Origin of the sequence: uncultured Treponema sp., from assembly GCF_946187725.1 — a bacterium.
In the GTDB taxonomy this organism is placed as follows: Bacteria; Spirochaetota; Spirochaetia; order Treponematales; family Treponemataceae; genus Treponema_D.
In genome coordinates, this window is sequence record NZ_CAMHSK010000045.1 from 1 (window position 1) to 21487 (window position 21487).

The following is a 21487-nucleotide window of genomic DNA, read 5'->3' on the forward strand; positions in this document are numbered from 1 at the left end:
GATCCCGTAGCTCAGCTGGATAGAGCATTCGCCTCCTAAGCGAAAGGTCGTGCGTTCGAATCGCATTGGGGTCATCTGGCGGTCAGATCTTCGATTTGGCCGCCAATTTTTTTTGCCTTTTCGTTTGCTTCATTGAATTTTGCGGCGGCGTTTGAAAGGTGTTTGCCCAGCGTGGCCATTTCTTCTGTAAACATTTCAAAGTCTTTTTGAATCCCTGAAAGTTTTTTGATTATAATCTCTGCCTGTTCATCAATCTTCATTCCTTTTAAGCCGTAAACGATTGCCATAAGATATGCGTAGAATGTGTTTGGCGAGACAGGAATCACGCGGTTCTTCATGGCATAGTCAAACAATTCGTATTGCTTTTTGCTGTCATTTGAAAGGATTTCGTAATAGACGCTTTCGGATGGGATGTACATGAGTGCAAAATCGAAGGTGTTTTCCTGCGGGCGGATATATTTTTTTGAGATTTCATCGATTCTTGCTTTGACCGAGTGTGTAAAATCCTGCTTTGCTTTTTTCTTTGTTTCTGAATCTTCTGATGAAATATAGCGTTCAAAGCTTTCGAGCGGGAATTTTGAATCTACAGGGATTATGTTTTTCCCAAGCCTGATTATCGCATCAACTGTCGCGCCGTCAGAAAACTGAAACTGGCTTGCGTAATTTTTCGAAGGGAGCGTGTCTTTGAGCAGATTATATAGAAGATATTCGCCGAAATTTCCACGGAGTTTGGGGGCGTGCAGAAGATTATTGAGATTGGTTACTTCCTGAGCGATTTTCTGCATTTGAAGGGCTGAGTTTTCGAGTGAGCCGAGTTTCTGCTGGATTTGAGCAAGGCCGGAAGAAGAGCGGGAAAGCATTGAATGAATCAGAAGGATTAAAAGAATTAGTGTTGCAAAACCTAGGGCCGCAATTATGAGGTATGAGACTGGAATATTCATTCATTAAGTATATCACAGTGCTAATTTTTTTCTACCCGACATACAGGCTGATTTGACCGCTGATTTTTAATATGGCTTTTTCTGTAACAGTGCGTTATAATTAAGTTTATGGTTTCAGTTAGCAAAGTTAAGAACTCGACTCGTTTGCCGCAGTTCTATTCGGCTTTCCTTGAGGGTAAAAGACAGCTTACAAAAAGTGAAATTGAAGTTTTAAGCACTCATAACAAAAATTCTGATTCTTCATGGAAGAATGTCTGGGTTGATGAAAACGAATTCGACTGTTCTCTTGTCTCTGGCTGTGAGATTTTTGGCTTCCTTGTTATCGGAAGACTTTCTGCCTGCACTTTAAAATACCACGATCTTGCACTTGAAGCCGGTCTTTATGATTCTTACTTTGAAAATGTCGTAATCGGTGATGAATGTGTCGTAAGGAATGTTCATTATCTTTCAAATTACAAAATCGGAAACCGTAACATTCTTTTCAACATCGATGAAATGAGCACGACCAATCATTCAAAATTCGGTAACGGCACGCTTAAAGAAGGGGAGCCGGAATCAAACCGTATATGGATTGGTGTCGGCAACGAAAATGACGGCAGGGCGGTTCTTGCATTTGAAAATATGATTCCTGCTGATGCTTACATCTGGGCAAAATATCGCGATGACATCGATTTGCAGCAGCATTTTGTTTCCATGACCGAAAAGCAGGTGCCCAAAACGCTTAACACTTACGGCATCACAGGTGATGATGTTGTAATCAAAAATACGACTTTGCTCAAAGATGCAAAGATTGGTAACTGCACCTACATCAAGGGTGCCTTTAAGCTCAAAAATATCACGGTTCTTTCTTCAGAAGAAGAGCCTAGCCAGATTGGTGAAGGTGTTGAACTGGTCAACGGTATTTTGGGCTTCGGCTCGCGTGTATTCTATCAGGCGGTTGCGGTTCGATTCGTAATCGGGCGAAACTGTCAGTTGAAATACGGTGCAAGGCTCCTCAATTCAATTCTTGGTGATAATTCAACGGTTTCATGCTGTGAAATCCTCAATAACCTAATTTTCCCGTTCCACGAACAGCATCACAATTCATCGTTCCTTATTGCGTCGATGGTCGGTGGTCAGAGCAATATTGCATCCGGTGCTACAATTGGTTCGAACCACAATTCGCGTGCTGCTGATGGAGAAATGTTTGCCGGGCGTGGTTTCTGGCCTGGCCTTTGCTCAGATTTCAAGCATAACTCAAAATTCGCAAGTTTTACGCTCATCGCAAAAGGAACCTATCAGTACGAGCTTAACATTACATTCCCGTTCTCACTTGTTGCAAGTAACGGTTCTCACCAGCCGATTACAATCATTCCGGCATACTGGTTCATGTACAATATGTATGCCGTCGCACGAAATAAGTCGAAATTTGAAAAACGCGACAAGCGAAAGGTCAAGGTTCAGCACATTGAAACTGACCCGATTGCTCCGGACACGATTCAGGAAGTCGAAGCTGCGCTCAGAAAATTGATTGAGCTTACAGGTGAATATCTTCTGGATTCCAAAAATAAAAAGGCTATTGCCGCAAAGACTCCAGATGAACTCTACAATGTGGCCAAAAACTTCCTTCACGAAAATCAGGATGCAGTGTTCACTTTGCCATACAAGGAACCTCAGAAAAAATACGGTGCGGTTATTATCAAGCCGGTAAAAGCATACAAAGCTTACCGCAGAATCGTAAAATTCTTTGCCGTACGCACTCTTTGTGAATATTGTGTGCGAAATGGCAGTGAAAGCCTCACGAAAGACGATTTAGTCAAAATCTCGCAGATGCCGCTTTATTCTTCATGGGTGAATGTCGGCGGTCAGATTATCCCAGAAAAGTGCCTCTTCGAACTTTTTGAGAAAATCAAGCACGGCACAATTGATTCATGGGATAAAGTGCATGAATTCTACGATTCGTGCCAGAATCAATATGAAGATTATAAGGTCGCATATGCCCTCAGTCTGCTCGAAAATCTTTATTCTCGCTCGTTTATTGACTTCACAAAGCAGATTTATTCAGAAATCATTGAAGATGCACTGTTTGCAAATCAAAGTATGTTTGATGCTGTTTTGATTTCGCGCATGAAGGATTTTGAAGATCCTTATCGTATGCAGAATTACGATAACGCCCGTGAGATGAATGCCGTTCTTGGCGGAATTGCGGACAATGAATTCATTCTTGAGATGCAGGAATTTACAAAAGATTTGAAGGAAAAAATCGGCAAGGTTTTCGAAAAATTGAATCCTATTGACTAAAATGCCTTAAAAAGAGATATTAAGGTATTCTTAAAAGATAGGAGCGAAACATGAACGCATCAAAGTACAAAGCGTTTCCGTCTATCCCGATTCAGAGCAGAATGTGGCCAAACAAAAGAATTGAAAAAGCGCCAATCTGGTGTTCGGTAGACCTTCGTGACGGAAATCAGGCTCTCATTGATCCAATGGGAATCGAAACAAAACTTGCATTCTTCGAGCTTCTAGTGAAATTGGGTTTCAAGGAAATCGAAATCGGCTTTCCGTCAGCAAGTGATACAGAATATGACTTTATCCGTCGTCTCATAGATGAAAAGCGAATTCCTGATGATGTCACTATTCAGGTTCTCTGTCAGGCTCGTGAAAAGCTTGTCCGACGCACAATGGAGTGCATTAAAGGTGCTCCGAGCGTTATCTTCCACATATATAACTCAACTTCTCCAGCTCAACGAAAATACACTTTCGGCAAGTCAAAGGAAGAAATCATTAAAATCGCTACTGACGGCGTAAAATGCATAAAAGACTGCATGAAGGATTTGAGCGAAGATGAACGCAATCGTATTCGGCTTGAATATTCCCCGGAAAGCTTCTCAATGACAGAAATTGATTACGCAATCGAAATCTGTGAGGCTGTTGGTAACGAGTGGGGCTGGTCAAAAGACCGAAAAATCATCTTCAATCTTCCTACAACAGTAGAATGTTACACACCGAATATCTATGCTGATTCAATTGAGTATTTTGCATCAAAGATTTCTCACAGAGATTCAGTGATTATTTCAACGCACTGTCACAATGATCGCGGAACTGGTGTTGCTTCGTGCGAGCTCGGTCTCTTGGCTGGTGCTGACCGTGTTGAAGGCTGTCTCTTTGGAAACGGTGAACGAACCGGTAACCTGGACATCGTAACTGTCGCGCTTAATATGTTCTCTGAAGGTGTTGATCCGCAGCTTGATTTTTCAAATCTTCCTGACATCGCGGATTCATACCAGGAATACACTAAGATGGAAATCAATCCACGCTCTCCTTATGCCGGCGGTCTTGCTTATACAGCACTTTCTGGCGGTCATCAGGATGCAATTGCAAAAGGCTTTGCTGCCCGTGCAAAAATGCCGGAAGATTCTGTCTGGGATGTTCCGTATCTTCTCATCGATCCGCATGACATTGGCCGTAAATATGAAGGAATCATCCGAATCAACTCACAGAGCGGAAAGGGCGGTGCAAGCTTCATTCTGGAACATAATTACGGATATTCAATTCCAAAGGCCATGCAGGGAGCAATCGGAGAGCTCATCAAGGCAAAGAGCGACGAGGCTCAGCGTGAGCTTCAGGGTGATGAAATCCTCAAATTCTTTGAAGATCAGTGGATTAACAAAAAGACTCCGCTTTCAGTGCTTGATTTGGCTTCAACTCAGGTCGAAAGTGCCGATGAAAAAGAACATGTTGCATGCCGTGGTGTAATCAGCTGGAATGGCGAAAAGCACTCAATCGGCGGAAAGGGTAACGGTCCTCTCGATTCGTTTGTTGCGGCCCTTGCTTCTACACCTGTTCCTAAGTTCAACATCACTGCATTCCATGAACATTCCGTTGGTCAGGGTAGTGATACTTACGCTGTTGCTTATGTTCAGATTACAAAAGAAGATGGAACTCAGAAATGGGGTGTCGGAAAATCAAGCAATGTCGGCAAGGCTGGTATCGGGGCTGTAGTCAGTGCCTTGAATCAGTAAGCACTTCTTTATTGATTAAATAAAATGAGCCACTGGTAATTTTTTAAAATTATTGGTGGCTTTATTTTTGAAATGTGATATAATTTCTCTCATGTTTTTTAAATTAAAAAAATCTCTCTTTTTACTTGCTTTTTCTTTAACAACTTTTGCTTTTGCCCAGTCTACAAATTTTCCCGGTCTTTACAGATACAAATTAAATAACGGTCTGGAACTGTTTGTTGCTGAAAATGATTCTGTGCCTCTCGTGTATATCGAAATTGCCGTTCGGGCCGGTGCCGTTACGCAAACTCCTGAAAATGCGGGCCTTTTTCACTTGTATGAGCACATGATGTTTAAAGGCAATGATCGTTATGAAAATCAGGATGCTTTTACGGAAGGTGCGAATGAGATGGGCCAGATTGACCAGAACGGTTCTACTGGCACTGACCGCGTAAATTATTTTTTCACGATTCCTTCAAATTTAGTGCGTGAGGGCTTGGAATTCTGGTCTTATGCCGTGCGCACTCCCAAACTTGACGAGCAGGAACTTGAAAATGAAAAATCTGTCGTTCTTGCCGAAATCAATGCTGATTTTACAAATCCTGCACATATCCGCTCGGCTGCCCTTTTGCGAACGATGTTCCCTGCAAGTCCGTGGCGGGTTGATGTGAGCGGAAGTCCTGAGGTAATTCAGAATGCAAGCGTTGAAACGCTTCGTCAGATTCAAAAAAAGTATTATATTCCAAAGAATTCTGCGATTTTTGTTGGCGGAAATGTCAATCATGATGAAGTTTATGGCTATGTAAAAGACATCTACTCTGATTGGGAAAATCCTGCGGAAGAAACAGCCTTTGAATCTCCAGAAGGAAAGTTCCCGCTGTCCGCTGATAAAAAACTGGTTTTTGTCAATTCTGCTAATTCCGATTCAATGATTCAGATTGGATATTATCTTCGCGGTCCGGACGGTGAAACTGATGCTGCTGACACTTATTCTGCCGATGTTTGGAACAGCATTTCAAATAATCCAAAAGGAATCTTTGCAAAAACTTTTGTCTCAGAAAGTGCCCTTTGCATTCCTGAAAGTGATTATGTCGGAACCTCATATCCAACCCGAAGAATCAGCGGTTTGATTGGATTCTATGCCGCAATGCTTAATAATGAATCTTCTGAGCCTGAAGCAGTTGAGTCAAACCACAGTTTCGGTGATTTTGCTGTTGTTAAGACCGAAAATCTGAATCCAGTCGAAAAATCAGAAAAATTCCTTTCTGTATTAAAAAAGCGCGCTATTCCTGCCATGCTCGATAAAGACAAATTTTTCGCAGACATGGGAGTTGCCCGTGTAATTCAGCAGCTTGAAGATTCAAGAATTTATGAGCTTGAAAGTGCAAAATCGATTCTTTCATCACTTTCTTTCTTCTGGTCTACCTGCGGCTCGGATTATTTCTTTTCTTACGATAAAAATATTGCCGGTGTCAAAGAAGACGATGTAGTTTCTTTTATTCAGAAATACATTCAGAACAAGAACGGTACGCTTTTGGTTTCGGTAAGTCCTGGAATCTGGGAAAAGTATAAAAAAGCTTTTTATGAATACGGATACGAAGAAATCACGGCCGAAAATGCTTTCTGGCACAAATCTTACATTCCAGTTGACAACTCAAAATAAGAATAGGAGCAAAAAATGCATTTAAAAATCAATGGAAATATAGATATGAAATCACGAAAACTGTATAAAGGGCTTGTTTATTCACTTTGCGCGCTTTGTATTTTTGCCTCGTTTTTCCTGATTTCCTGCGGGTCTACAGCGGGCATTGAAGAAGCCAGTCATGGTACTGTCGAAGATTTTACGCGCAAGGAACTTTCTAACGGAATTCCGGTCATTTTCAAGCAGAATCGTGGAAGCAAAATTGTTGTCATGAGGGTCATTTTTGAGGGCGGCACAAGCTCAATCGACAAGAGCGTTTCTGGCCTTGAAGGTTTGACTTTGGATCTGGCACTCAGAGGTTCTGATAAATATCCTTATTCAAATATCCAGCAGCTTGAATACGAAAAGAGTTTCTCTCTCTATTCATCTTCTGGCAAAGATTATGCCGTCGCAGGCTTTACTTGCATTCAGCGTGATATGGCTGAAGTTTTGAGCATTTTCTCTGACTGCATTCTTAATCCTTCAATGAGCGAAAGTGATTTTTCTCAGAAAATGACGGAAGCGGCAGAATTTATCGCAAGAAATAAGTCGGATCCTTCAGGGGCACTTGGGCTTGCAATTTCAAAAGCTGCTTTTGCAGATCATCCTTACGAAACAGGTTCTTCCATCACCGAAGATTCTTATCCAAACATAAACCTCACTCTGGTCAAAGGTCTTCAGCAGAGTCTTTTGAACGCTTTAAGAATTAAAATCGTTGTTGTCGGTAATTTCAGCAATGATTTAATCGAAAACTTTACTAAAGAACTTGAAGGCTATTTCGGCAGTCTGCCACGAAAGGCTTTTTCTCTTCCAAAGATTCCAAAGATTTCCGTTCCGTCTGGCAAAGTTGTCAAACTTGCAAACGAACAGGCTGGAGACACGGGCTATGTTGCCGGGCTGTTTGAATGTCCTAGTAAGACAGCGGATGATTACATTCCTTTTGCTCTAGTTTCAATGTATCTTGATGACTTGTATTTCTCTCAGGTTCGCGAGAAGGCTGGTGCGGTTTACTCAATCAATACAGGAATCATGGGCGGAAAGGAATTGCTTGCAGTGATTTCAGCATACAGGGTCAGCGGAAAGGAGCATCTCAAGCAGTTGATTTCTGATGCGATTCTTTCGTTTGACGCGAATGTATTCTACAAAAAACTTGACCAGTACAAGAACCGCTATATTTCAACGATTTTCAATTCTTCACAGACGGCGGCCGGGCTTGCTTCAAGTGTGATTTCGAGCCTGGAGTATTTTGATTCAGAAAGTGCTTATCTGCAACGCGCTGATGCTGTTCGGGCAGTCGATATGCAGCAGATTGTAGCGGCTTATAAAAAATACTTCGAGCCTGTTGCAAAAGAAAATGCCGCCCAGTGGATTATCGTGGACGGCGAAAATAATCTCCAGCAATATGATTTTTAGTTGAGACAAAAAAAAGGGGGCTGAGTTAAGCCCCCTTTATAAATTTACATGGATTTTAGATTAATTCGTAGTCTGTTCGGTCAAGATCTTTGTATTTGAGCTGTGCCTGCATTTCTTCCTGAAGATTTTCTGCGATGTAAGCCCGGATTTTATTGATTGATTCTGGGTTTGTTGACGCATTGAACATGATTACGACAAGCAGGAAGTCACCGGCAGTTTTGATTGCAGTGATTTTGATATCAACGACAATTTGCATTGTTCTAAGGTTGATTGTAGCACCATCGATTACCTGATTGATTGCAACTGATGCGGCTTGCCCTGTTGAAAGTTTTGCCGCAATACCTACTGATGAAATATCGATAATCTTGAGCTTGCACATGCGGTTGTTTTTGAGCCAGAGCAAGTCAGCCTGTGCTTCGTTGATACAGTTCGCACGGACATATTTTCGAAGACCTTTTGCTTCTTTTTCATCAAGAGCTTTTACGATTTCGTGGAACATTAATTCCTGATTTTGATCTTGACGAATGATACCTGCATCAAGCTGAAGACCAGAAACGAAACTTGCATGTTTTTCATCGGTGAGGGTATGAATGATAACGCCCATGTCCAAAGGTGAAAAAACACTTTCATCTTCAAATGACTTTATAAAATTATGCCATCCTTTGAGTGTAAGCTGTGATTCGATAAGGCAGAAGCAGATAGAGTTAGCATTTTTGCGGAGAAGCGGTTTTGCCTTGCGATAATCATCGATAGCATAAACTTCATATTCCATAAGGCGAAGGCGTTCAATAACCTGTTGTTCAAAAGTAATGTTTGGTGTTATAAAAAAAACTTTTCGTCCAAAAACAGATTTGTCCTCTGCCATAAAAACTCCTATTATTATTATCTTATTCTAACACAAATCTTCAATATAATCCATAAAAAAAATCAAATAATCTTTTTTTTGAATTACTCCCAGCCGAAAGTTGCCGGCGGTTTGTTTGTTGCGTCGAAGTAAATTGCATCCACGAAGTCGAGTTTTGCAATTTCTGCAACGATTTTATTCAGCAGGTCACGGTCAAGCTGTGCAAAGCGGGCTGTCATGACATCTTCTGAGCAGACCGGACGCAGAACGAAACTTGCCCGCTCGCTGCTTGAAGCGTAAGGCAGGTCAATCGTAAGGTGCTGGAAAATCTTGTTGTACCATCCGCTTTCATGAAGGTTTTTAAGAACAATATCGTCAACTTCACGAAGCTGATCGAGGCGACGGCGGTCGCAGTAGCCTTCCTGCAACTTCATGTCGCTGTCAGAAATTTTGGGATTCTGCCACAAAGCGATTACGCAGCGGTTGATAAGTTTGGCTGAATTCGTGATATTGCTTGATTCATCTTCGATTTTCTTCCAGTGCTTAGGGAAGTGACAGAAACCGTTGCTCTCGTCCTTTTTGAATTTAAGGACTGCCGGGAAGCGGTATGTACGGAAATCGCCCTGAACACCAACTGATTTGACAGGCAGAACGAGCTTTTGCATTGTTGCCTGACAGTGCTCGCAGAAATGCGCGATTTTGATTGATTCAAGCTCTTTCTGTGCCGCTTCAAGCTCTTTTTTGTCTTCATCGCTAAGAATTCCGTTTGAACACAGAACATTGATTGAAAGCCCCGGTCCCGGGAATGGATGGCGCATTACGAGCTGGTCATCGAGGCCAAGTTTTTTGCCGATTGCGCGCACTTCATCTTTGTACAAATCTTTGAGCGGCTCTATGATAAGGCCCTTTGCGATGAGTTTTTGAATTCCGTCAACGCGGTTGTGATGTGTTTTGATTGTGTGTGAATTTTTGGTTCCGCCCGACTCGATGATGTCTGGATAGAGAGTGCCCTGAGCAAGCATCCAGTCGTCTTCATTGAGCTTTTGTGCGGCTACGACAGAATCACGCACTGTGATGAAGTTTTCGCCAACTGCCATTCGCTTTTTCTGCGGGTCGGTCAAGCCTTTGACGGCATTAAGGAAGCTCTCGCTTGCATCTTCGACGATGAAATTGTTGAAACCGAATTTGTGGTATGCATCGGCGACGGATTTTGATTCATTCTTGCGCATGAAACCGTTATCGATGTGAAGCCCCAGAACGCGTTCCTGACCAAGTGCCTTGTTCAAAAGTGCAAATGCGACTGTTGAATCAACACCACCGCTCAAAAAGAGCAGGACATTTTTATCTTTTGCGTCTGACTTAATTGTCTGAAGAATATGATTTAATACAGTGTCTTCATCCCAGTTTACTTCCATGCCGCAGATTTCGGCAAAGTTCTGGAAAATCTTGTTTCCTTCGGGAGTGTCTTTTACTTCACAATGACATTGAAGGCTGAATCGCTTTTTGGAAAGATTTTGAACGGCTGCAAAAGGGCAGTCTTTTGTGGTTCCGATGACTTCAAATCCTTCGCCCAAAGACAAAACGCCATCTTGATGACTCATCCAGACCTGTGTGACTGGTGAAACTCCTTTGAAAAGAGGTGAAGCTTTGCCTGAATCATTGAGAGCCAGCTGTGCAAAACCGAATTCACCGACCTCAGCCTTGCCGACTGAACCGCCGTAAGATTTTGCCATGAGCTGATGACCGTAGCACAAGCCAAGAATCGGAAGGTCAAGCTCTAAAATCTTTTCGTTGAATTCAGGAACATTTTCGTCATAAACGGAAGAAGGACCGCCCGAAAAGACGATACCTTTTGCATTTTCGAATACGCTTAAATCAGCGCTCGGAAGTGCAATTTCTGAATAAAAACCTAATGCACGGAATCTTTTTGCGATAAGATGTGCATACTGTGATCCAAAATCCAATACTACTATTTTAGAACGAGCCATATCATCTCCAGAAAATTATGGCAGATATTATATAGAAAAAAACAAAAATAAACTACCGATTTTGCCTTGCCGGTGTTATTTTTCAATTTTAGTTACAGAAAGGGTGATATGCCAGAGATTTTTAGCATCAACGATTGTGCCCGAAACGCTGACTTTCTGCTCTACCAAGTCTGCGAGCGAATCAAACACTTCTTGTTGATTTTCTGATGCGACAAGAACATAAGTCTTTCGGTTCTTTGATTTTGGCTGTTTGACGATTGTGTAGCCTGATTCGGTCTTTTTGAGGATTCCCGTTACGCTGTCTTTTTTGCCGATTAGTGGCGACTGATTTGTTTCTTCTGATTCTTCCATGATTTCTTCCTGTGCATCATTTTGTTGGACGAGCTGTTTGGCCGGCTGATTTGCGATTTTTTGAGATGCGCATGAAAGCAATAAGGTCGAGAGGGAAATGCCTAAAAAAAGTAATTTTTTCATATGATTTTAATTGCTCCTTTGGTTTTGATTTTTAGGTTTATATTATAAAAAAAGGCAGTTTCATACATCGTTACGATTTTTGAAACTGCCTCGTGAATTAAAACAGATTATTCATCATAATCTGATTCGTTGTAAGTTGTTTTGAACCAGGCTTCGATAACATCTCCCCACTTAGAAGAATATCCTGTCTGGTCATTGTAGCTTGAAAGTATAGTAGTATCGATTTCCAAAGTAGTATCGATTTCCAAAACAGACTGAGTTACAATCGTCAGTCCGTAGAATGGTTCTGACCATTCAACAGGAACGCTTCTGTTTGTAAGGTAATCAATGCCACCTTTGTAGTACATTTGCTTATCGGTTATTGTTTCCCATGCAGCTTCTTCTCCGCCTTCATAGTCTTCACCATCGTCATCATCATCCCAGATGCTAGGATCGCTCAAGTCAATGTCGTCGTCATCATAATCTCCGAAGCCGCCGAATGAACCAGTGTAAGAAGTACCTCGTTTTGAGCCGTAAGCCGCAACAATGATGTCATCGAGTGTGTTCTGAATCTTGCTTGCATAAGTGCCGAACTTGTCCGGGTATGCTGCCTCAAGAACTTTGGTCATGCTACCAATATCTGTAAGGATTGCATAGCTTCCGACGTAAGCCAAAGCGTGTTTTACACATTCTGTATAATCATCAATCTGCTGTTCAATGCAGTCTGTATAAATCTTTGCAAACAAATCTTCGTCACTGTTTTTAATAGCAAGCAAAGCGTCTGCCAGTGAATCAATCTGTGAGCGCAAGCTGCTGAGCTTTGAACCGTTGAGTGAAAGCAATGACATTGTGAACATTGAAGCACCGCTTGCAGAAACTGTGTCTGAATCAGCATCATACGGTGTTGTCTCGTAGTAATGATAGTATTCGCTTACAAGCATTTTTCCGAGGTCTGCGGCAGTTGAACTTGTCTTCAAGGCTGGCAATGCATATGCGTAGTTATGACTTACACTGATGTTCGGTGATGCAAGAAGATAATCTGCTGTGTCAGCGAGCAAACTTGCAATTTCTACAGTTGACTGCAAGCAGACATCCATCCACAACATCTTCGGTTTGTTTGAACCTGTGTAACCAGAAGCATTCAATGCGTCTTTGATGTTTTTGCAGGTAATCGCTCTGTCTTCATTTGTAGATGTGTCGTCGAAACACAAGGTTCTCTTTGCACGACCGTCTGCAGCGGCTGATTTTTTTGTGCTGTCGTTGTAGACTTCTTTTCCTGTTCCGGCTCCATGATCACTGAAACAGAGCACAACATTTTCTGCCTTATAGCGTGCATTGACCCACTTCAAATAGTTTGTAAGTGTTGCAGGATCTGACATGTCAGGTTCTTCTGCAAGCCATGAAGAAGCCTGTTTTGTAAATTCTTTTGTATTTGCAGAAACTTTGTATTTGTCGCCAAAATCTTTGCCCGCATCACGCTGAGCCTTTGTTGTGCTTGTGTCATAGACATAGCCAATATTGAACTGATTTGGATAAGGATTGTCTTTTCCCCATTCCTCGGCACTGAAAACAGTAAATTCAAGGTCTGTTCCTGCACCAAGTTCATAGAGGGCAGCCTTGTCATGGAAGTAGGTAAGTCCGCTATCCTGAATTTCTTCTTCACAAGCACCGTCCCAAAGCATGAGCATGTTTACGCTTGGGCATCCAGCTTTTGGAGTGCCGTCTTCGTTTCGGAGTGCTTTGAGTGAATATTCTGCTTCACGCATGTTACGGTAAAGCTCGTCGTTCAGGTTGTTGTCTGCGTCATAGTAGTAGATGAAAAGCCAGTCGCTTGTAACAGGTGCATCTGGTGATGGAGCAGTTGATTCTTCTTTGCTTTCTGGTTCTGTTGCCGGATTTGAAGGATTATCTGGATCATCTCCACCCTGATTGCCTGAGCTAACTGTGCCGTTTACGGTTTTTGCTTCACCAGTATAGGCAAGTACGATGCTTACGACTGTTGCGGAATAATCTGTGTTTGTGAATGTGATTGATTTTGCGTTTCCTGTCCACAAATTGCTTTCGCAAGTGCCAACATCGCTTGTAAATTTACCTGTTGCTTTGCCTTTTGTTACAATGAAGAGTTTCTGAATGTCATACTCAGAAGAAAGGGTGAAATAGCCGCCTTTATTGACATGAAATTCTTTCTGGACAATTTTACATTTGTCAGAATATTCAATAGAACAAGTTTCCAAATCAGTTTCAAGGTCATCGTCTTTTTTTGCCTTGCTGTAATCAATAACAAAGATGTTGCAGCCTGCTGGAATTTCGCCGATTTCGGTTGGAGCTTCTGGAGCCGGACCATCGCCACCTGAAGAAGCTGTTCCTGTTGAAGCCTCAACGCCTGTGTATGTGACTACGATAGATTTGATTCGTGCCTGAACATTGTTCTTAGAATCAGCATTGTTTGTAAATGTTACACTATTTGCTTTTCCAGTCCATGTTCCGACAGATTCCTCTAATTCATAATCTCCTACATCACTTGCAAAATTGTGTCCAACATTCTTGCCTGCGAATGTAAATACTACTTTGCTGATTTCCTTTTCAGAAGATAATTTCAACTGATTTGACATATAAAGTCGAGCTTCTTTATCTTTATCATTATATGCAGGTTTAGTTTTTCCGGTGCCTTTTATCCACTCTAAGTTCAAATCTCCAATATTTGTAAGCAAGTCGGAAACTTCTGCGAAACTAATGTTTACGAGATTTGTACTTGGTTTATCATCTCCCTGACCCTGCTGCTGGCCGTTCTCGCCCTGCTGTCCTTGCTGGCCCTGATTCTGGCCTTGCTGATTTCCACCATTTTGATTGTTTTCATCATCTTTTTTTTCTGTAACCGGGTTGCTTGAATCTACGCTGTCATCGTCGTCTGTATTACAGGCAAAAAAACTAGTGCTTAAAGCGGCAATAAGCAGCGCTGCCGCAATGCGTCTGATTTTTTTCATAACTACTCCTTTTAAATAGACTTTTGAAGATTTAATTCTACCACCGAATTTTTATCTTGCAAGAAAAAAAATAACAAAATTTTTATAAAATCAAAGGGGCAAGCTCAAAAATCCGTGTGAATCTTTGAAACTTGCCCCAAAAAGCTATTTACTTGAATAAACCTTTGCTTCGAGTGCGTCTTCGATTGAATCATCAAGATTTGCAAAGAAGTCGTAGCCCGTGAGCTCTTCGATGTAATTAACCGAGCAAACATAGTCAGTCCATGAAGTGCCTTTTACACAGGTTGAGTTAGGCAGCATGATTGCGATTACTTCTGTGCTTGCATCCACGCGGCTTAAATCACTTGTTCCTTCGTCAAGAATGAGCAAAATCTTCCATACATAGCGAGGAACAACAATATGAACATTAGAGTCTGTTTTTGAATCGATGTAGTCAGCCTTAAAGAGTTTTGCAACGCCGTTTTTCTGAGTGTCCCCGCCCTGTCCATAAGGACCGCAGACGATATAAAGCTCTTTTCCTGCCTCAGCCTGCTTCTGCTCCCAGTCCTCAAGACCTTTCCATGTTCCACGGTTACAAGTTCCAGACTGAGGAACCATGTTCGTCATGTAGAAGGTTTCGCTGTTAATTGCATTTGAAGAAAGTCTGTCGTAAGAGTTGAGCATGTGCCCCTGGTCAAATCCGCTTCCGCTGTAGTCGTTGTTTGTTACTTTGTAGAAGGATTGTGGCAATTTTTCGTTTGCCCTGAAGTCATCCTGTCGCTTGATAGTTTTGTCACCGTTCCACAAATCAGCTTTTGCGAGATGCCATGCAACCCAGTTCGGATTGTGAGTGAAATCATTGTAAGAAATTGTGTAATTTCCGATTTCTTCTTTGAGAAGGTAGTTAGTGCGGTCAGTTTTTGCACCAGTCGGATTTCCGAAGAGAAGCTCGTGGTTTTCGTCAAGTGATGTTGTATGAAGCCCGTTTGCGTCGATTTCTGTTGTAAATCCTTTGCCTGTGTAAGTTACGCGGTATGCGCCTTTGCTTCCTGCAAGGAAATCAGTGATTTGTGCCGGCTCGAATGGCGGAATTTCACTAGATGGAGTTGCGACACCTGCTTTGTAAGTGACTTTTACTTCTGAAAGCCAAACTACAGCTTCTGGAGAGAAGATAAGTGGTGCATCTTTTGTAGCAAAACCTGTCCAAACATAATCATCTGCATTATATTCGCCGCGATTTGGATTTAACGGACCGACATTCAAATTAGTCGAACCATTGTAAGTTGAACCGCTGAATGTAAATTCTACTTTTACAAGAGTTTTGTCAGCAGGTGGAACGATTTTCAAGTCAGTTCCTGCATAGAAACGGTAAGTTCCGTTGGTCTGATTAGCTTTGCTGCCGCTGTTCAAAACAAATGAAAGTGTTGTGATTCCTTTTGATGCTGAAACAAGCTGATATTTATCATTATTTTGTCCGTATACTTCAGTCACGAGACTTACAGAAGAATCACTGGCAGAAATTACATCAACCGTCTCTTCCCCAAGATTCTCATCTCCGCCCTGCTGCTGCTGACCGCCGTTGTCGCCAGTTTCGCCACTTCTGTAACCTGTGCCGTAGGTGAGGGTGATTTTTGTGAGATAACCGCTTGTTCCGATATTAAGCGTCAATGGAGAATCAGCAGTTGCTTCACCTTCCCATGAATCAGTTACTTGCATTAAATCGCCTGCAACATTCAGACAATTCAATACACCTGCATGATCTGAAACCCATTCAAATTCGATTTTTGAGATTGTTTTGTCTGCCGCAGGAGTTACAGTCATTTTTTTAGGATTTTTTGAACTGTAAATCGCGACATGACTTCCGGCTTTATAGTAGCATGAGCCTAAATTTATTGTCGTTCCATATTCATCAGCAATTTCTGTCACTTTGCAGCTGCTAGATGAAGTCGAAAACAATTTCGTAAAATCATTATTTTCATTCAACGCAATGCTAACGACAACTTCTTTTGCTTCTTCCTGCTGCTGCTGACCGCCGTTGCCGCTATCGCCACCGCCTTGCTGCTGACCGCCATTGCCGCCTTCGTCACCGCCTTGCTGTTGCTGGCCGCCGTTTCCATTTCCGTTGTCACCGCTCTGCTGACCGTTGCCGTTTTCATCTTGTTTGCCTTCGTTCTGTTTTCCATCGTCCTGCTTGCCGGTCTGCGTTGTTGTTTCTGTGGTGCTATCATCGACAGTGCATGATAAAGAGTAACATCCTAAAATCGTACATAATAAAACTGACTTGACAAGTCTTGAAACACTGCGCTTCATAGAGCCTCCTGTGACATACATTATAAAATCTGACTTTGCCTGTTTTTAGTGGCAATTTTCCCTATTCTAACACGCATCTCCGATATAGCAATAAAAATTTTTAAAATTTTGTTATTTTTTTCCTTGCACTTTTGTCATAGTGGTGTAGAATATCGTAATAATGAATCGTAATAGAAAAAAAGAACCATTTAAAAATATGACAACATCTAATCGTCTCACCCGGAATTGTTCTATTTTCTTCTATTATATTGTTAAATTTATCTTTAAAATTTCTTAAACAGGTATTTATGTCCGCAGTACAGAATAATTGTCTTTATTGCGGGTTTTTTGTTTTTAAAAAAGGAGGATGCTTAATGAAAAAGCTAAAGTGGCTTGCCGTTCTTGCTGCGGCAGCAATTGGATTGGGCTTTGTTTCATGCAATGCAGAAACAGAGGACTCAGTGGACGACAAGGACGCAAAGAGGAGTGCGGACCTTGTTTTTACAAAATCAGTTACCTTCACAGCTGAATGGGGGGGGTAGATGAAAGTATAGTGGATTTAACGATGGCTTCTGAGACAGAAGGAGCAAAAATCTATTACACAACCGACGGCACAGAACCAACAACTTCAAGCACAGAATATGCCGGAACTGCTGTATCAATCGATGCAAGCAAAGAACTCACCACAATCAAAGCAATCGCTGTCAAAGAGCAGCTTGAAATCAGCCCTGTTTCTTATGCGATTATTTCAATCAAAGAAAAGACAATCACAAGCACAACAACTGAACCTGCCCAGACAGAGACAGTCTACAAGGATAAAGAATATGCTTCTGCCGTCACTTTCGGCACAAGTGTAAATGAAGACGGAAGCGTTTCTGTAACAATGGCAACTGAAACAGCAGGAGCAGAAATCTTCTATACAGATGATGGTGCCGCTCCTACAAACCAGAGCAAAAAATATGCCGGTGCTGCCGTTAAAATCGAAGAAACAACAACGATTAAGGCAATCGCAATTCCAGCTGATTCAAATGTTGAAAACAGCCCGGTTTCTGTCGCAAGAATCTCAATTTCAAAAAACGAAATCGCCAAAAAATATGCAGAAGCAGTCACTTTTTCAATAGGCGGTACAGATGATGCAAAAACCCTCGTACTTTCAACAGCAACAGAAGGCGCAAAAATCTACTATACCATTGGTTCAGACACAACGAGCACTCTTTATGAAAGCCCAATCGCTATTCCGGCTCCAGAAGCTACAACTGATGAAAATGTAAAAGCTGCCACACTCACAGTAAAAGCATTCGCAAGCGCCGAAGGAATCGAGCCAAGCCCGGTTTCAATCGCAGTGGTTTCAAAAGAAACAGTAACAGTGATTAAAACTGAAACAAAAACAGAAACTGTATATCAGAATAAAAATTATGCAGCTGCCGTCACATTTGCTCCAGTTGTAAATGACGACAAGAGCGTTTCTGTAAAAATGGCATGTGCAACTGAAGGTGCGACAATCTACTACACGGATGATGGCACTGAACCTTCAAATCATAGTAAAAAGTATGTACAGGCAATTAAAATCCCTACTACCAATGAACTTACAACAATCAAAGCAATTGCAATTTCAGCTGATGAAAAAGTTGAAAATAGTCCTGTTTCTGTTGCAAATATCGTAATCAATTCAACAAATGCGTCTTATTTATATAAAACATACGCAGCTGCGGTTACATTTAAGATTAATTCTGAAAACAAACTTGAACTTTCTTCTGCAACAGAAGGTGCAAAAATCTACTACACCTCAGATTTGAGCACACCGACTGCAAGCAGCACGCTTTATTCAGAAGCACTTGATGTTCCAACAACAACTGGAATCACAACATACAAGGCAATCGCCGTCAAAGAAGGAATCGAAAACAGCCCTGTTTCAGTAGCAATTCTTTCTGTTACTGAAAAAGAAGTAGAAGTTACACCAACCGAAACCCCGGACACAACGGCACCGGCAAATGTAACAGAATTGAAAGCCGAAGCAAAAGACGGCGCAGTTGTTCTTGAATGGACAAATGCAACAGACGAAGACATTTTCGGCTATGAAGTAAGCTACTCTGGCGAAACTCCAATTAACAAATTGATTCGTGCATTCACAAAGCTCGACAAAAAATGCATGATTGTAGCCGCAGATGCTGGCGGATGTATCGTAAGCGGCCTCACAAACGGCACCGAATACACCTTCACCGTAAAATCAGTTGACTTGAGCGGAAACAAGAGCGCAGGCGTTGCAGTGAAGGGAACGCCGGTGGCAAGCACAGTCACCCCAACGACCGCTGAGCCGATGGAGATTGTACTGAGTGCACCAGAAACACCGACAAATAAAACTGTTGTAGTAACGGCAGCTATTACAAGCCAATTCCCTGTTGAAAAAGTTGTTTATAAGAAAGGTTCGTTCACAGACAAAGACCCGAAAGTCTTGCTTGCTGATACAAGTGCTGTAGCCGCAGTTAAGGATACAACTGATAGCACTAAGTGGACATTCTCTCTTGTTGTTAATGAAACTGATCCACTTCCAGAAAATGGAAAATACACTGTAGCTGCACTTGACAGCGTTGGTCGCCGAGAATCAGCAGAAATTGAGATAAATTGCTTTGACTTTGAGCCATTGGATGAGGTCTCTGAAATTGATGCTCAATATAATAAGGAAACTGGAAAGGTTATACTTACTTGGAAGGATCCTAGTAGCGAAAATCAAGGAAGTTCGCTTGACCATATTGTAATCTATTATGTTCCAAAGGACAGTGAAGATGCAACTGAACTCATCGTACAGGCTGGCAAACAAACTGCAGAACTTGATGTAGATACCTCGACAGGTATGTTTGATTTTTCGATATGGACTGTAGATGCACTAGGCAATGAAAGTGATGGTACTGAGAAAGCGAACTTCAAAGTAAAATACACCGTTACATTTGATCCGTGTGGCGGAGATGTAGAGCCTGCATATGCCCTTGTGAAGTCTGGAACCAATTATCCATATAATGCAAGTACACTTCCTGTGCCTAAAAAAACTGGATGTGATTTTGCTGGTTGGTTTACAAGTGCAGATGGTGGGGATTTGGTAAATGCCGATACCGACAAAAAGCTTAATATCACTGCTGATACAACATTATATGCTCATTGGACTCCACTTCCAACTCATACGGTCACATTTGTTACAGGTGATGCTGGCATTTCTGTAGATGCTCAGACTGTATATGATGGTGAAAAAGCGACTAAACCAGACTGCACAAAAGATGGCAAGGCTGCAAAATGGTATACAGATGAAGGATATACAGATGAATTCGACTTTGATTCTGAAATCACAGATGATATAACATTATATGCTACATTCACCACTACTTATACAGTAAAGTTTTATAACGGAACTACAGTAGTTGCTTCACAGACTGTGTTTGAAGGAGAAAAAGTAACAGTTCCGGCAGATATTGATATTGAAGTTCCAGAAAAAAATGCTGTAATTTGGTGTAAAGCGTCAGCTACAGGAACTGAATTCGATTTTGATACATCAATAACCGAAGATTTAGAATTATTTGCTGCTTTTGTTTTGGATACAACTGAAAAAGTAAGAGCGACATTTGATTTTACTTCGCCAAATACAACTTGGAAAATTCCGACGTCTAAAACTGTAGCTGAAGGAACTTATACTAATGCTGACGAAACTTATACTATAAAATTAGCGGGTTCTTCAGGAGAAGGATTTTATTCAAATACTTCATATTTAATGCTTGGCAAGCAAGGTGCCTATCTTAAACTTCCAGCATTTACCTGGAGAACTACAAAAATTGTTGTAACTGGTAACTCAAAAGCTTCTGGAAATGTAAAGCAGAATTTCTATGTTGGAGAAACTGCAGTTAGTACAGAGACGACTGGAGCTACAAGTTCGAATACCTATGAAATTGCGGACAGCTCTCAGGGGGCAGGAACGGAGTATATTCTTAAAGTTACATCGACTCATAATACTCAAATTACTAAGATTGAAGTTTATGGGTATTACGAAGAATAAATTTATTGAATTCAAAGGTGCTGAGTTCCACAGATAATAAAGTTTTTATTCGGTTAACTACACAGAACAATCCTGCATAGTTAATCCCCCCGGTGCACATCCCGTGCACCCACCCACCGCATTGCATCCCGCAGTGCGGTGTTTTTTTTCACCCGGCATCGCATCCAGCCTTCAGCCCCCATGCCGTCAAACAAACATGGTGTAGTTCCACCGCTGCCGCCCGTACTTTGGCTATTTATGGCAAAAATGAAGCATATACTGATGAGTCAAATCGTATCCGTCAATCCCACCCCAAAAATTGCCACCCAGATTTTGAGCTATTTCGTTACCCCAACGCCCTCATGCGCCACTTCCTCCTTAAGTGCAAGCACCTGTTCAAGGGAAAGATTTGTACCTTGTGCAATTTGCTCTGGTGAACCAAGATTCATACGCAGAAAATTCTTCGCATTTGCGATTTTGTTGGCTTCGGTTGCATCTTCTGCGGCAATCTGCTTTTGTACCTGTATGAATTTTTCCTGGTCCCATTCGCCGAAAATCATGGACTGTTCCTCCCTGCTCAGATTAAAATTGTACTTGATTTCTCAATCTCTTCTTTGAGCGCAAGCACTTGTTCAAGGGGGAGAGAAACTGCCTGAGATATTTGCTCTGGAGAACCAAGATTCATGTGAATCAAATTTTTCGCATTTGCGATTCTCGCATCTTCTTCTCCATCTTCGTAGGCAATCTGTTTCTGCACCTGTATGAACTTCTCTTGGTCCCATTCACCGAAAATCATGGATTGTTCCTCCTTGCTCAGATTGTTGAAATACTCGGTGAGAAGATTGCCGTGTTTGCACATGTCGAGCGCGTATTTCGGGGGATTCTTCTCTCCGTTTTGCTTTCCTATTCTAGCATAC

General features: G+C 41.8%; 13 protein-coding genes, 1 tRNA gene and 1 pseudogene. 7 read left to right on the plus strand and 8 right to left on the minus strand.

Annotated features, from left to right (window positions below; translation table 11 throughout):
• Nucleotides 1-74, plus strand: a tRNA-Arg gene (locus tag Q0Q74_RS12385).
• Here Q0Q74_RS12385 and Q0Q74_RS12390 read toward each other — a convergent pair.
• Nucleotides 72-941 carry a DNA recombination protein RmuC gene (locus tag Q0Q74_RS12390; RefSeq protein WP_294431302.1) on the minus strand — a complete coding sequence of 290 codons (870 nt, stop codon included), beginning with the start codon at nt 939-941 and terminating at the stop codon, nt 72-74. The two genes, Q0Q74_RS12385 and Q0Q74_RS12390, sit on opposite strands and share 3 nt — an antisense overlap.
• 108 nt (nt 942-1049) lie before the next feature.
• Here Q0Q74_RS12390 and Q0Q74_RS12395 point away from each other — a divergent pair, with 108 nt between their 5' ends.
• From Q0Q74_RS12395 to Q0Q74_RS12410, 4 genes are all read left to right on the plus strand, one after another.
• Nucleotides 1050-3221, plus strand: a complete 2172-nt coding sequence (locus Q0Q74_RS12395; protein ID WP_294431304.1) for a DUF4954 family protein — start codon at nt 1050-1052, stop codon at nt 3219-3221.
• A gap of 50 nt (nt 3222-3271) precedes the next feature.
• Nucleotides 3272-4942 carry a 2-isopropylmalate synthase gene (gene leuA, locus Q0Q74_RS12400; protein ID WP_294431305.1) on the plus strand — a complete coding sequence of 557 codons (1671 nt, stop codon included), beginning with the start codon at nt 3272-3274 and terminating at the stop codon, nt 4940-4942.
• A gap of 91 nt (nt 4943-5033) precedes the next feature.
• The gene (locus tag Q0Q74_RS12405) at nt 5034-6584 is read left to right on the plus strand and encodes a pitrilysin family protein (protein WP_294431308.1); all 1551 of its coding nucleotides are present in this window, start codon (nt 5034-5036) and stop codon (nt 6582-6584) included.
• 45 nt (nt 6585-6629) lie between these two features.
• On the plus strand, nt 6630-8015 hold the full coding sequence (locus tag Q0Q74_RS12410; RefSeq protein WP_294431309.1) for an insulinase family protein: 1386 nt from the start codon (nt 6630-6632) through the stop codon (nt 8013-8015).
• Between the two features lie 55 nt (nt 8016-8070).
• On the opposite strand, the gene Q0Q74_RS12415 is transcribed toward Q0Q74_RS12410, so the two are convergent.
• The 5 genes from Q0Q74_RS12415 to Q0Q74_RS12435 all read right to left on the minus strand — a co-directional run bounded on the left by Q0Q74_RS12415 (nt 8071) and on the right by Q0Q74_RS12435 (nt 16573).
• A complete protein-coding gene (locus tag Q0Q74_RS12415; protein WP_294431310.1) occupies nt 8071-8880 on the minus strand; it encodes a hypothetical protein in 810 nt (269 codons plus the stop codon).
• A gap of 83 nt (nt 8881-8963) precedes the next feature.
• The gene (guaA, locus tag Q0Q74_RS12420) at nt 8964-10847 is read right to left on the minus strand and encodes a glutamine-hydrolyzing GMP synthase (RefSeq protein ID WP_294431311.1); all 1884 of its coding nucleotides are present in this window, start codon (nt 10845-10847) and stop codon (nt 8964-8966) included.
• Nucleotides 10848-10922: 75 nt separating this feature from the next.
• Nucleotides 10923-11321 (minus strand): hypothetical protein, encoded by a 399-nt coding sequence (locus Q0Q74_RS12425; RefSeq protein ID WP_294431313.1) that lies wholly within the window; start codon nt 11319-11321, stop codon nt 10923-10925.
• 107 nt (nt 11322-11428) lie between these two features.
• Nucleotides 11429-14284: a clostripain-related cysteine peptidase gene (locus Q0Q74_RS12430; protein ID WP_294431314.1), complete on the minus strand. Its 2856-nt coding sequence runs from the start codon at nt 14282-14284 to the stop codon at nt 11429-11431.
• 144 nt (nt 14285-14428) lie between these two features.
• Entirely contained in the window at nt 14429-16573 is a 2145-nt protein-coding gene (locus Q0Q74_RS12435) for a DNA/RNA non-specific endonuclease (RefSeq protein WP_294431316.1), read from the minus strand.
• A gap of 353 nt (nt 16574-16926) precedes the next feature.
• Here Q0Q74_RS12435 and Q0Q74_RS12440 point away from each other — a divergent pair, with 353 nt between their 5' ends.
• Both Q0Q74_RS12440 and Q0Q74_RS12445 read left to right on the plus strand, forming a co-directional pair.
• A complete protein-coding gene (locus Q0Q74_RS12440; protein ID WP_294431317.1) occupies nt 16927-17094 on the plus strand; it encodes a hypothetical protein in 168 nt (55 codons plus the stop codon).
• A gap of 23 nt (nt 17095-17117) precedes the next feature.
• A complete protein-coding gene (locus tag Q0Q74_RS12445) occupies nt 17118-20591 on the plus strand; it encodes a chitobiase/beta-hexosaminidase C-terminal domain-containing protein (protein ID WP_294431319.1) in 3474 nt (1157 codons plus the stop codon).
• Nucleotides 20592-20908: 317 nt separating this feature from the next.
• Here Q0Q74_RS12445 and Q0Q74_RS12450 read toward each other — a convergent pair whose 3' ends face one another.
• Together Q0Q74_RS12450 and Q0Q74_RS12455 are read right to left on the minus strand one after the other, a co-directional pair.
• Nucleotides 20909-21130 (minus strand): hypothetical protein, encoded by a 222-nt coding sequence (locus tag Q0Q74_RS12450; RefSeq protein WP_294431320.1) that lies wholly within the window; start codon nt 21128-21130, stop codon nt 20909-20911.
• A 17-nt stretch (nt 21131-21147) separates the two neighbouring features.
• Nucleotides 21148-21487, minus strand: a pseudogene (locus Q0Q74_RS12455) (hypothetical protein); the annotation flags it as partial.

Excerpts from the sequence above, each read along its gene's own strand:
- Q0Q74_RS12390 (WP_294431302.1), bottom strand. The coding sequence starts at position 941 with ATGAATATTCCAGTCTCATACCTCATAATTGCGGCCCTAGGTTTTGCA.
- Q0Q74_RS12395 (WP_294431304.1), top strand. The coding sequence starts at position 1,050 with ATGGTTTCAGTTAGCAAAGTTAAGAACTCGACTCGTTTGCCGCAGTTC.
- leuA (WP_294431305.1), top strand. The coding sequence starts at position 3,272 with ATGAACGCATCAAAGTACAAAGCGTTTCCGTCTATCCCGATTCAGAGC.
- Q0Q74_RS12405 (WP_294431308.1), top strand. The coding sequence starts at position 5,034 with ATGTTTTTTAAATTAAAAAAATCTCTCTTTTTACTTGCTTTTTCTTTA.
- Q0Q74_RS12410 (WP_294431309.1), top strand. The coding sequence starts at position 6,630 with ATGAAATCACGAAAACTGTATAAAGGGCTTGTTTATTCACTTTGCGCG.
- Q0Q74_RS12415 (WP_294431310.1), bottom strand. The coding sequence starts at position 8,880 with ATGGCAGAGGACAAATCTGTTTTTGGACGAAAAGTTTTTTTTATAACA.
- guaA (WP_294431311.1), bottom strand. The coding sequence starts at position 10,847 with ATGGCTCGTTCTAAAATAGTAGTATTGGATTTTGGATCACAGTATGCA.
- Q0Q74_RS12425 (WP_294431313.1), bottom strand. The coding sequence starts at position 11,321 with ATGAAAAAATTACTTTTTTTAGGCATTTCCCTCTCGACCTTATTGCTT.
- Q0Q74_RS12430 (WP_294431314.1), bottom strand. The coding sequence starts at position 14,284 with ATGAAAAAAATCAGACGCATTGCGGCAGCGCTGCTTATTGCCGCTTTA.
- Q0Q74_RS12435 (WP_294431316.1), bottom strand. The coding sequence starts at position 16,573 with ATGAAGCGCAGTGTTTCAAGACTTGTCAAGTCAGTTTTATTATGTACG.
- Q0Q74_RS12440 (WP_294431317.1), top strand. The coding sequence starts at position 16,927 with ATGAAAAAGCTAAAGTGGCTTGCCGTTCTTGCTGCGGCAGCAATTGGA.
- Q0Q74_RS12445 (WP_294431319.1), top strand. The coding sequence starts at position 17,118 with ATGGCTTCTGAGACAGAAGGAGCAAAAATCTATTACACAACCGACGGC.
- Q0Q74_RS12450 (WP_294431320.1), bottom strand. The coding sequence starts at position 21,130 with ATGATTTTCGGCGAATGGGACCAGGAAAAATTCATACAGGTACAAAAG.